Genomic DNA, 11,873 nt, shown 5'->3' on the forward strand with positions numbered 1-11,873 from the left:
CCCGTAGCTCCCGTTCTGCAGCGGCGGGCGACTGAGGCAGTGGCGTTAGGGGGCGCCCAAATTGCGGCGGGCGATCTGATCATCGTTGACGTGGCTGCCACGAACACGGACCCGGCTGTTTACGGCAACGACGCGCACCTGTTCAAGCCGGGCCGGCAACTGGTTGGGCGGGCACTGCGGGGCGGGTTGAACTTTTCGGCGGGACCGCACTCCTGCGGATTTCGCCCGTTCGAATGTGGAGACCGCAGCGCCAACAACCACCTTCTCGCCCCGATCACGTTCGGCTCGGCGCTGCACAACAACCACCACGCGTTCCCGGCCTCCGCCGATCTGACCTTCAACTGGTGGCACGTGGATCCGAGCAGCTGGATCATCCGCCTGCTGGGCGCTCTCGGGCTGGCGTCCAAGATCCACCACCCGACGCGCGAGGCGATCGAGCTGCGGCGGCGGACCCGTTCCATGCCGGCTTTGCCGCGTTAGCTGGTCCCGAGGGACTTCATTGGTATTTTCTCGTGCCAGGATCCTCACGGCATCGGTTTGATGCCGCGAAAAAGAACGATGTCCTGAGACGTTGCGGTGCGGGCGATGGCGAGACGCTTGCCATCCTTCGACCAGGCAAAGTCGACAATTCCCCGCGGATCGGTGAAGTGCGTCAGCTGCCGCTCTTGAGAGCCATCGAGCGGATGGATAAAAATGTTGCCGGCCGTCGCGACCGGCGCGTAGGCAATCCCACGGCCATCGGGCGTCCATTTATTCAGGAAGAGCCGAATATTCATTGGCCGAACGTGCCGTAGAGGGGAGCAGTCCGGTAGATCGCATACCGAAATGAACCATTGGTTCTGCTCCTGCGAAGCAAAGACCAGAGACTTGCCGTCCGGCGAGAGCTGCGGGTGCGCTGTCGGAGTCGGGTTGACGAGCGTGGGCTTCCCTCCGGCAAGAGGCACTCTCCACATCTGCAGGAAGCCGCCGGCAAAAGATTGAAAGATGACGTCGCGGGCGTCGGACGTAACCAGAGGCCAGTAACTCGCGATGGCAACGAGTTGGACTGGATTCCGTCCATCGCTTTCCGCTTTCCATACCGTTCCGCCCTGACCGATGTAAACCATGGTTTTGCCGTCAGAAGTGAATGCAGGAGCGGATGCGTTTTTGAGAATCTCTTCCGGCTGGTCCCCTCCGGCCGGCAACGCAAAAATAGTATTGCGGGCACCGAAGAAGAGCCGGTCGCCGTGCCATGCCATGACGTTTTGCGGTGTGTTTAATCCGGGGATGGACCGCGCGACCTCACTTCCTTCCGTCGCGGCGGCGTTGCCGATCCACAGTGCACTGTGCTCTTCGGCCCGGGCCGTAACCAATAAATTGCGATCTGCGCCAACGCTGACACCCGTATAAGAGTTAAGGTCATTTGTTATGCGCTTCAGCGTCCCGTCGCCGTACGAAAGCCGCCAAAGCTGAGAGCCTTCGGGGCCCACCTGTGTAATAACCAGTGAGGAGTTATCGATCCAAGCGATAGCGCGGACGGGAATGTCAACGATGCGCATTTTCCCGTCCGTCGTATCGGCCAACACCAGCCGCGAGGCGCTTACGGTTCCGCTGCTGTTGCCTTCTCCCGTCGTCACATATGCGATCAGCTTTCCGTCCGGCGACCATGCGGGCCGGACGTTTTCATTGCCCGGCTGCACGATAGTAGCGAGATGGAGATCCGGCAGCTTTCCTGTGAGCAAAACCTTCTGATTCCGCCCCTCGGCATCGGCAACGATCAGCGAGGTCGGATTGGTGTCTATGTTTGAACGGATGAAAGCCATTCGACGACCATCCGCAGACCATCCGACAGGGCTGTAAACATCGTCCACCAGGAGCTTCGGTGTTCCTCCAAGGAGCGGGACGCGCCACAGCGAAGGCGGTGTACTGATGCTTCTGGGCACACGCAGGAAATCGACGAAGTTGTTGTCCGGAGTGATGGTCAAGCCCCGCATAAAAGATTCGCTTTGCGGTGCGACGATCTGGACGTTACTCGACGTCGCAGTCTGACGAATCCATAGACCTCCCCTGCTGACATACGCGACGAATTTGCCGTCCGGAGAAATTGCAGGTTGCGCGGCATCTCCGCTGGAGGTGACCTGCTCGACTTGCACGTCCGGAGCGGATGTGGTCGCATTCGGAGTCCGCCGTGTTCCGAGAGTATAGAAAACGACGGCCAGGACCAGCACCAACGCGACCGCACCAACCGCGACTCCCGCACGGTGCCTCTTCAACAACGCCGTCGCGACTGCGGCGTCCGAGGAACTCGACGGGGATTCGCTCGTTGCCTGCGACAGAGAGGAGGCCGATTGCGGCATCAGGTTCCCCACCGCAACCGATACCGCAACTTCGGATGCGGACACCGAGCCGGAATCCCGATCGCGCTTCAGCCGTTTGAGATCGGATAGGATCTCCGCGGCACTCTGGCACCTCACATCACGATCCTTCTCAAGCGCTTTCATGATCAGCCGATCCAGATCCGCCGGCGTGTCCGGAATCAATAGCGCAGGACGCACCGGAGTCTTGCCAAGGATTTCGTGGAAAATAACGGCCGAACTGGAACCGCGGAATGGCGCCATGCCGGTGACGGCCTCATAAAAGACGACGCCAAGAGAGAACAGATCGCTTCGGGCATCAAGGTTCTCCCCCCTCGCCTGTTCCGGTGACATGTACGCAACAGTGCCCAGCGTGACTCCATGGTCCGTCAATGGCGTTGCATCCGGCGGCAGGGACTGCCGGACTTCCATTTTCGCCAGACCGAAATCGAGGAGCTTCGCTCGGTTCCGGTTCAAGACGAAGACGTTGCCTGGCTTGATGTCTCGATGCACGACGCCGGCGCGATGCGCCGCATCGAGTCCGTCTGCCACATCGATCGCCAGCGTCAACAACTCGTCGAGTGAAAGCCGCCGGGTCTGAAGAATATCCCGCAGCGATTGCCCTTCGAGCCACTCCATAGCGATGAAGGGCTGCCCGTGATGTTCGGCGATTTCGTGAATCGTGCAGATGTTTGGATGATTCAGCGCCGACGCCGCTCGCGCCTCGCGCCAGAACCGTTCGACTGCTATCCGGTCTCTGGCGAAGTCGTGCGAAAGAAATTTCAGTGCGATCTTACGGCCGAGCGTGAGGTCATCCGCCAGGTAAACGACTCCCATTCCACCTCTGCCCAACAGTGAAAGGATGCGATAGTGACTGACGTTGTCCCCAGTGTTCATCTCTGCGTCGAGGTCGGGAGTATAGCGGACCAGGAAAGCCAAGTCCACGGCGGGCGGCGATCGCGCCAGGACGACACGGCAAAAAATCGCGTTCGTCCGGAATTTAACGACTCGCGATTCTTAACTTTTGTGCCCTTTGCGGTTAATTTTCCTTCACAGGCCCGCCATGAACTCGTGTATGCGCTTGAGCCCTTTATCGAGCTGCTCCATGGACGTCGCGTACGACATGCGCACGTGGTCGTTTGTTCCGAAGGCTTCGCCGGGCGTCACCGCCACATGGACCTTCTCCAGCAGCTTGGCCGAGAAATCCACGCTGTCCTTGATACCGCTGCGTCCAAATGCGGCTGAAATATTCGGATAGGCGTAGAACGCTCCTCCAGGCTCCGCGCATTTCACACCCGGAATCGCGCGCAGACGATCGAGAACGAACGTCCGGCGTTTCGCGTACTCCGCCAGCATGATTCCGACAGACTCCTGAGGTCCGGTGAGCGCCTCGAGCGCGGCCTTCTGCGATATCGAGGTGGGATTCGACGTCGAATGGCTCTGAAGCTTCACGATGGCGCCGATGATCTCGGGCAAAGCGAGAACATACCCGATTCTCCACCCGGTCATCGCGTAAGTCTTCGAAATAGAGCCTGCGATGATGATATGGCTCTTCAAATCGGTGTGCGAGGCGACGGAGAACGGTTTCCGGCCGTCGTACAGAAAGTGCGAGTAGCACTCATCCGACAATAGAAAGATATCGCGTTCCGAGCAAAGTTTTGCGATGCGACCGAATTCCTCGTTATCCAGGACCGCGCCGCTGGGGTTATTGGGTGAATTCACCACCACCATGCGGGTACGCGGCGTCAGCGAACGCGCCAGGAGGTCGGCTGTCAATCGGAAGCCCTCCGACTCTTTGGTTGCAACAAATATCGGATTGGCGTTCACGTAGCGCGCGATATCGCCGAACGTCACCCAGTACGGTGTGGGGATGATCACGTCTTCGCCTTCATCGACGATCGCCGAAAATATGTTGAACAGCGCGTGCTTGCCGCCGAAATTGACGACGCATTCGCCGATGTCGTACCTCGAGCCGAAATCGCGCGCATGCTTATCGACGATCGCTTTCTTCAGCTCCTTGATGCCGCCGATCGCGGTGTACTTCGTGAAGTTTTCCTGAATGGCCCGGATGCCCGCCTGCTTCACGTTCTCGGGGGTTGGAAAGTCGGGCTCGCCAGGTCCGAAATCGACCACGTCGAGGCCTTGCTCCCGGAGCTTGATCGCCGCTTCCATGACGGCCATCGTTTTTGATACTGAAATGCGCGAAATTCGAGTCGCCAGCTTCATTCGTTATTCTTTCTCTTTCTTGAATCTCTGTTTCAAACGGTTCTCTACGATGTCCGGAACCAGCCCCTTGACCGATCCACCCAGCTCCGCAATTTCCTTCACGAGCCTCGAGCTGAGATACGAGTAATTCTCGGCCGGCATCATAAACACAGTCTCGATTTCCGGCGCCAGACGGCGGTTCATCAGCGCCATTTGAAACTCGTATTCATAGTCCGTGACTGCACGGATTCCCCGGACGATGACCTGAGCCTTTTTCTGTTTGGCATAGTCCACCAGCAGACCATGAAATACATCGACTTCCACGTTTTTAAAACGCGGCTTCAGAATCTCATTCATGATCTGAATGCGTTCTTCGACGGTGAAGAGCGGCGCTTTCTGCGCATTGGTCAGAATCGACACAATGACATTATCGAACAAGCGGGCGCTGCGCTCGACGACATCGACATGGCCGAACGTCAGCGGATCGAATGAGCCGGGATAGATCGCGGTCGTCACATCATCTCCGGCGTATAGAATGCCAGCGCAGCATCACCTTGCACAAGAGATCGGATTTTCCTGAGCCTTCCGGCGGCCTCGGGCAGATCTTTTCGTTTCGAATGTTCAAGGACGAGCAAATCGCCGTTGAAGTGATTCAACGTGGCTTCATACAGGTCATCGCGATCATACGGCGGGTCGACAAAGGCGATATCGACGGCACCGACGATCTCAAACGCCTTTCGGATATCCATTTCAAAAACCTTGAATCCTTCCTGAATGTCCAGTTCTTGCAGGTTCTCCCTTATCATCCGGCAGGCCTTGCGTGATTGCTCCACGAAGTAGACCAGCGCCGCTCCGCGGCTGATGGCCTCGAGACCGATCGCGCCCGTTCCGGCGCATCCATCGAGGAAAGTGGCGCCTTCGACGCGAACTCCTAATATATTAAACACCGTCTCGCGTAGCTTGTCGCTCGTCGGCCGCAGTCCGGATGGCGGTGTTCCTTTAAGGCGCCGGCTGCCAAATTTTCCGGAGATGATACGCATCTCATCCCACCGTCACAAACCGTGTCCGGGCTGAGAGCGCGTCGATCAAACGCTCCCGCTCTCCGGACCGTTCCGCCCAGCGTTCGGCTTCCTGCTTTGCGAGCGACAGCAGATCACTATCGAGCATCAGATTCGCAACTTTAAATTCCGGCATTCCCGACTGGCGGGTGCCCGCCATTTCGCCCGGTCCTCGCAGCTGAAGGTCTACCTCGGCCAGCCGGAAGCCGTCGGTGGTCGAAACCATCGCCTGAATGCGCTGCCGTGCAACGTCGTTCAGGCGTGCGGGTGTCATCAGAATGCACAGGGATCGATGCGGCCCCCGCCCCACTCGTCCGCGCAACTGATGCAATTGAGCAAGGCCGAATCTCTCCGCGTGTTCGATGAGCATGACGGTAGCGTTCGCCACATCCACACCCACTTCGATAACGGTGGTTGAAACCAGAATGTGGATCTGTCCCGCGGCAAATGCGGCCATCGTCGCTTCTTTTTCGTCAGACTTCAAACGCCCGTGGAGAAGCGCCACACGCCGCCCTTTGAAGGTCTCCGACAACTTCTTGAAGCCTTCCGTCGCGGATTTGAGATCGACTTTTTCCGATTCCTCGATCACCGGATAAACGGCATAGACCTGCCGCCCCTGTTCCAGTTCATCGCGTATGGTGCGGTAGATCCGTTCTGCATCACGATCAATCGCATGGATCGTCCGGATCGGCGTGCGGCCGGGCGGCATTTCGTCAATGACGGAAAGATCGAGGTCTCCGTACAAGGTCATCGCGAGAGTCCGCGGAATCGGCGTTGCCGTCATCACGAGAGTGTTCGGATTGTCCCCTTTCGCCATCAGCTGCAGCCTCTGCACTACGCCGAAACGATGTTGCTCATCCACAATGACAAGCCCCAGGTTCTTGAACCTGGTATGTTCTTCAACCAGAGCGTGAGTGCCGATGATGACGTCGATTTCGCCCTCGCCGATTTTCTCGATCAGTTCCTGCTTCTCCGCTTTTTTGATTCCCCTCCGAACCACGCCGATCCGGTAATTCAAGGGTTCCAAGATCCGCTTGGCGTTGATGAAGTGCTGTTCGGCAAGAATCTCGGTCGGCGCCATCAAGGCCGCCTGATAGCCATTCTCGACGGCAATGACAATGGATTCAAAGGCGACGATTGTTTTGCCGCTCCCGACGTCGCCCTGCATCAAACGGATCATCGGATAGGGCGCCTTCAGATCATCCACGATTTCTTTCAAAACGCGCTTCTGCGCGGCCGTCGGATGAAACGGCAGAATCTTTTTAACCCGTTCGCGCGTGCGGTCCCGGGTCTCGAAGCGCACGCCGTTCAGCGAGCGAGTCTGGCCGCGCCGCAACGCATAGATCAACTCGAGTAAGAAAAACTCCTCAAAGATCATCCGCCGGTGATAGGGCGAACGGCGCTGATTCAATTGGTCGAGATTGTCTTTCGCTATGGGAAAGTGAATGCGTTCAAGACTCAGGCGAAGATCCGGAAACCCGTGGTTTGTACGAACGTCGTCGGGCAGTGGATCGGGTACATCTTTTGTCAGATCCGCCAGCGCGGCCGCGACGATCCGCCGCATCTGCCGGCTGGTGATCCCAGCGAGTTCTTCATAGATCGGTACATAACGGCCGATATCCAGCGAGTTGGATTGGTCGCCTGTGTCGATTAACTCAAATTCAGGATTGAAGAACACAAACCTGGATTCATACCGGTCGAAATCGACACGCCCGAACAGAACGACCTCGCGGCCGGCATTGAAATCGCGCGTTTGCAGGTAATTTCCATGGAACCACTTGGCGTGAACGAAACTGGTGCCGTCGGTGAGTATGACATCCAGAATGCGGCCTCGAGTTCTGGTCTGGAGCACGCTGCTGCGATATACGCGGGCGTGAACCGCGGCATCCTGTCCGATCTTCAACGAAGCCAGGGGAACAAAGTTGGCGCGGTCCTGATATGCCTTCGGGATATGGAGGAGCAGATCCTCAATCGTGCGGATACCACGCGACACCAGCAGCGATGCGCGCCGCGGACCCACCCCCTTGATGTATTGGACGTCCGAGTCTAGTCGAAGCATACAAAAGAGAAAAGGAACACAAGAAGCACAAGAGGCACAAGACATATTCTTGTGCCTCTTGTGCTTCTTGTGTTCCTTTCTATTTCGCTGTCGCCTGTTGGGCTCGTGCTTGCAGGTATGCCTTCATGAATGATTCCAGGTCGCCATTCAGGACGCGATCCACATCACCGGCTTCGACCTTCGTCCGCGTATCTTTCACAAGCCGGTATGGCTGCAGCACATACGACCGGATCTGGCTTCCGAAAGCGATGTCCAGCTTGCTGTCTTCGATCACCTTTGACTCCGCTTTTTTCTTGTCCACCTCGAGCTCGAACAATCGGGCGCGCAGAACTTTCATGCAGACGTCACGGTTCTTGTGCTGCGAGCGTTCGTTCTGGCACTGGACGACGATATTGGTGGGGATGTGCGTGATGCGTACGGCCGAGTCGGTGGTGTTGACATGCTGGCCGCCCTTTCCGGACGAGCGGTAGGTATCGACTCGAAGATCTTTCGGATCGATGACGACCTCGATCTTGTCGTCGACTTCCGGGTAGACGGCGACAGATGCGAAGGACGTGTGCCTCCGTTTGTTTGCATCGAAAGGCGAAATGCGCACCAGGCGGTGGACGCCGGTCTCCGAGAGCAGGTAACCATACGCGTATTCGCCGATGATATTGAGCGTCACGGATTTGATGCCTGCTTCATCACCGTTCTGATAGTCGAGCATCTGCGTCTTGAAGCCGCTCTGTTCCGCCCACCGCAGATACATGCGCATGAGCATCTCTGCCCAGTCTTGCGCTTCGGTGCCGCCGGCGCCGGGATGGATGTTGACAATCGCGTTCAGCTGGTCGTTTTCGCCCGAGAGCAGCACTTTGGTTTCGAGGCGTTCGACAAATTTCTCAGTGTCGCCGAGCTGAGAGGAAAAATCATTAAGCACTGGCTCGCCTTCGCGGGCCAGTTCCATAAAGGCCTGAACGTCGTCAATGCGCTGCGTTACCTGGCGATCGAGTTCGACTGTCTCTTCAAGGCGGGCGCGTTGTTGAAGGATTTTGCTGGAACGATCCTGATCCGACCAGAAATTGGGCTCCGCGATCTGCTTCTGCAAGTCGTCAAGCTGCTGTTGCCGGGTACGGGCGTCAAAGAAACCTCCGGACGTCCTCGCTGCGTGATTTCAATTGTGTGAATCGTTCAATAAGCTCTTCGAGCATTCGACCTCCAAGCCAGCAGAATAATGGCGGCCAGCACATTTAGATATGCGAAAACGTCGCCGTATTCGGTGTAGAACGTCCGATCGGTCCGGAACTGTGCACTTCCGTCCAGAATCATGCGCTCGCCGATCGGCGTCTCAGACTCAATTTTGCCATAAGGATCGATAATTGCGCTGATTCCTGTGTTGGCCGTGCGTACCATCCAACGGTGGTTCTCCACCGAACGCACGACGCCCATGCGCAAATGCTGGTACGGTGCGGACGATTGGCCGAACCAGCCGTCATTGGTAATGACTACGATCAATTCGGATCCCTTCTTCACGAACTGCCGTACAAGGTCCGGGAAAATGCTTTCGTAACAGATCGCCGTCGAGATCGGATGGCCATCCATCGGGCTGATCGTATAGTCGGTTCCCGGCACGAATTCTCCGACTTCCCGGGTCAGGCTGGAGGCGAAAAACAGAAGGTTTTTGAACGGCACGTACTCGCCGAAAGGAACCAGATGCATCTTGTCGTACCGGGATACCTGGTCTCCTTGCGGGTTCAGAAGAGCCGCGCTGTTCGACGGTTCATCCCCCTTCGCGTCAATATAGCCTATGAGAAAATAGGCGCCGAGTTTGCGCGCCATATTCTGCATACGTGTTCGAAATCCGGTATCACTCAGGTAAAAGGGAGCCGGCGTTTCAGGCCACACGACAAGCTTTGGTTTGGCGGTATCCCGGGTCGATAGCGCGCCGAGTTCATCGAGCAACTGATCGGAATCCGGTTTCTGCCAGGGTTGATCGAGGGGAATATTGGTTTGCACCAGGCGAACCGCCACAGGATCACCGGAGGGCGTCCTCCCCAGCACGGGGAGAAACCAGGAAACCAGAACGATCGCCCCGGCCACCGCAGCCGCGGCTTGGCTGCGCTGCAACAAGGCGTATGCGATCAGACTGCTCACAAATGCTGCCAGGAAAGACAGACCATAGATGCCGGTCCACGCCACCATCTGCAGAATGCCGGCATAGGGAACCAGAGAATAGCCCGAAAGCATCCAGGGAAAACCCGAAAACAGGATCGATCGAAGCCACTCGACGGTGACCCACACGGGGGCGGCGAAGAACAAACCAGCGGCCCCGAATTTATGCAGCGCGAGGTGCAGGCCGAGCGCGAATAGGACAAAGTACAGGGCGTACATGAGAGCAAACAGCGCGCCCACACCTACTGACAGCGGGACCGACAGACCGCCGTAGATGGTCATGGTTTCGGTGATCCAGTAGAAGGTGCCGGAAAAGAACACAACGCCTGCGATGTAAGAGGCCAGCACGGTTTGAGCGACGGATTTTGCCTTGGCGATGGCAAAAATCAGCGGGCCGAGCGCGATCCAAGCCAGGGGATACAGGTCGGGCTTAGGTAGCGATAGAACCAGCAGAACCCCGGAAATTGCTGAAATCAGATATGTAGTCGCGGGCTTCTGCCCGCGTTCGGAGTTCGGGCGCGGGCTAAAGCCCGGGACTACATGCCCGATTTTGTCGGGGGGCGAAGCCAGTGTCATTTACCCAGTATAGGTTGATTCGGACAGCGCTTCGCGGAGTGCGATTCACTTTTTGGGCTGCGGGTCGTACTTTTCGTTTTTGAGCTTCTGCTTTACTTCTTCGGCTTCGGCCATATCGGTGAACGGTCCCACACGAACACGATACCAAGGGTTTGGATCACCGTCGGCCGGCGCGAGAATAAGCGCCCGGAATCCCTTTTTTTTCACTTCATCCAGAAGTTTGTAAGCGTCAGCGGCTTTTTTCAATGCCCCGATCTGATAACTGATCGCATTTGCCGGAGCGGGCGGCGGAGGCGGGGGTTTAACGGCGGACGGTTCGGGATCGGGGCCGGTTTTCTCAGGTGGATCGAGTGTTGCCGGCGCCGCTGCGGGCTCCGGATCAGGCTCCGCTTTGAGCTGGGGCGCCGGCTGCAGCGCAGCAGTCTGATCCTGTTTCTTGACGGAATCGTAGAACGTGAAATCCTCCTTCTCTTCCTTGGGCGCCGCCTTGGCTTCAGCCTTACCGGATGCGGTCGAAGCGGATGCCAGTTTCTGCCCCTCCGCCCGTCCGACGAGCATGCCCAGAATGAAGAAAATCGAGCACAACATCACGATGCCGGTAAATACGAAAAGCGTGAAGGTGTGCCCTTTCCACGTCGTCTGCTCTTCCATCATTTTCTGTCTCCATCTCGCGCCTTTATGAAGTAATCCATGATGTCGATTGGCAGCGGGAAGATGATTGTGGTGTTCTTCTCCGCGCCGATCTCCGTCAGGGTCTGGAGGTATCGGAGTTGCAACGCCACCGGCTGCGCCGCGATGGTATTGGCCGCCTCGGCTAAGGTCTTCGAAGCTTCGAACTCGCCTTGCGCGTGAATAACTTTCGCCAGCTTTTCCCGTTCGGCTTCGGCCTGCCGCGCCATTGCGCGCTGCATGTTTTCCGGGAGATCGACGCCTTTCATTTCAACCAGTGCCACCTTGATACCCCACGGATCGGTGTGCTGATCCAGAATTTCCTGCAGCCGCTGGTTCAGCTTTTCCCGCTGGCCGAGAAGATCGTTCAACACGACCTCGCCCAGTACGGATCGCAGTGTCGTCTGGGCAAGCTGCGACGTTGCGTACAGATAATTCTCTACCTCGACGATGGCCCGCCTCGGGTCCACCACGCGAAAGTAAATAACCGCATTCAGCTTGACGGTGACGCTGTCCCGAGTAATGACGTCCTGGGTCGGCACATCCAGCGTGATCGTGCGCAGGCTGACGCGCATGATGCGGTCGATCGGCCAGAGAACCCAGACCAGGCCCGGCCCTTTCGGCTCGGGCAGCAGCCGCCCGACGCGGAAGATCACCCCGCGTTCATATTCACGGAGGACGTTGATGGAGTTGAAGAGCCAGATCAGGACGATGATGACGGCGAACAAGAGCACGGGAGTCATATCCATGGGGGAGTTGTCCTTTCTGTTGTGGGCTACAGTCTATAACGTATTGGAAATTCGAAATTGGAAGTTGGAAATTGGA

General features: G+C 57.4%; 10 protein-coding genes. 1 reads left to right on the plus strand and 9 read right to left on the minus strand.

The window, feature by feature from the left end; genetic code table 11:
• On the plus strand, positions 1–480 hold a 480-nt coding region (locus VGK48_08905; protein HEY2381284.1), incomplete at its 5' end, for a cytochrome P450.
• 44 nt (positions 481–524) lie between these two features.
• Here VGK48_08905 and VGK48_08910 read toward each other — a convergent pair.
• From VGK48_08910 to VGK48_08950, 9 genes are all read right to left on the minus strand, one after another.
• The gene (locus VGK48_08910; protein ID HEY2381285.1) at positions 525–3,272 is read right to left on the minus strand and encodes a protein kinase; all 2,748 of its coding nucleotides are present in this window, start codon (positions 3,270–3,272) and stop codon (positions 525–527) included.
• A 111-nt stretch (positions 3,273–3,383) separates the two neighbouring features.
• The gene (locus tag VGK48_08915) at positions 3,384–4,559 is read right to left on the minus strand and encodes a pyridoxal phosphate-dependent aminotransferase (protein ID HEY2381286.1); all 1,176 of its coding nucleotides are present in this window, start codon (positions 4,557–4,559) and stop codon (positions 3,384–3,386) included.
• Between the two features lie 3 nt (positions 4,560–4,562).
• Complete coding sequence (coaD, locus tag VGK48_08920; GenBank protein ID HEY2381287.1) at positions 4,563–5,054, minus strand: pantetheine-phosphate adenylyltransferase; 492 nt, start codon at positions 5,052–5,054, stop codon at positions 4,563–4,565.
• A complete protein-coding gene (rsmD, locus tag VGK48_08925) occupies positions 5,051–5,578 on the minus strand; it encodes a 16S rRNA (guanine(966)-N(2))-methyltransferase RsmD (GenBank protein HEY2381288.1) in 528 nt (175 codons plus the stop codon). Before rsmD ends, coaD begins: the two co-directional genes overlap by 4 nt.
• A 1-nt stretch (position 5,579) precedes the next feature.
• The gene (gene recG, locus VGK48_08930; protein ID HEY2381289.1) at positions 5,580–7,700 is read right to left on the minus strand and encodes an ATP-dependent DNA helicase RecG; all 2,121 of its coding nucleotides are present in this window, start codon (positions 7,698–7,700) and stop codon (positions 5,580–5,582) included.
• Between the two features lie 34 nt (positions 7,701–7,734).
• Positions 7,735–8,842 (minus strand): peptide chain release factor 2 gene (gene prfB, locus VGK48_08935; GenBank protein ID HEY2381290.1). Its coding sequence is split into 2 segments (ribosomal slippage): positions 7,735–8,772 and positions 8,774–8,842, totalling 1,107 coding nucleotides; the frame shifts between segments, so codons are not numbered across the junction.
• Positions 8,823–10,379 (minus strand): apolipoprotein N-acyltransferase, encoded by a 1,557-nt coding sequence (lnt, locus tag VGK48_08940; protein ID HEY2381291.1) that lies wholly within the window; start codon positions 10,377–10,379, stop codon positions 8,823–8,825. The genes prfB and lnt overlap by 20 nt, the downstream gene beginning before the upstream one ends.
• A 45-nt stretch (positions 10,380–10,424) precedes the next feature.
• A complete protein-coding gene (locus VGK48_08945) occupies positions 10,425–11,033 on the minus strand; it encodes an SPOR domain-containing protein (GenBank protein HEY2381292.1) in 609 nt (202 codons plus the stop codon).
• A complete protein-coding gene (locus tag VGK48_08950) occupies positions 11,030–11,797 on the minus strand; it encodes a slipin family protein (GenBank protein HEY2381293.1) in 768 nt (255 codons plus the stop codon). Before VGK48_08950 ends, VGK48_08945 begins: the two co-directional genes overlap by 4 nt.
• Positions 11,798–11,873 lie beyond the last annotated feature (76 nt).

This window comes from Terriglobia bacterium, assembly GCA_036496425.1.
Taxonomy (GTDB): Bacteria; Acidobacteriota; Terriglobia; order 20CM-2-55-15; family 20CM-2-55-15; genus 20CM-2-55-15.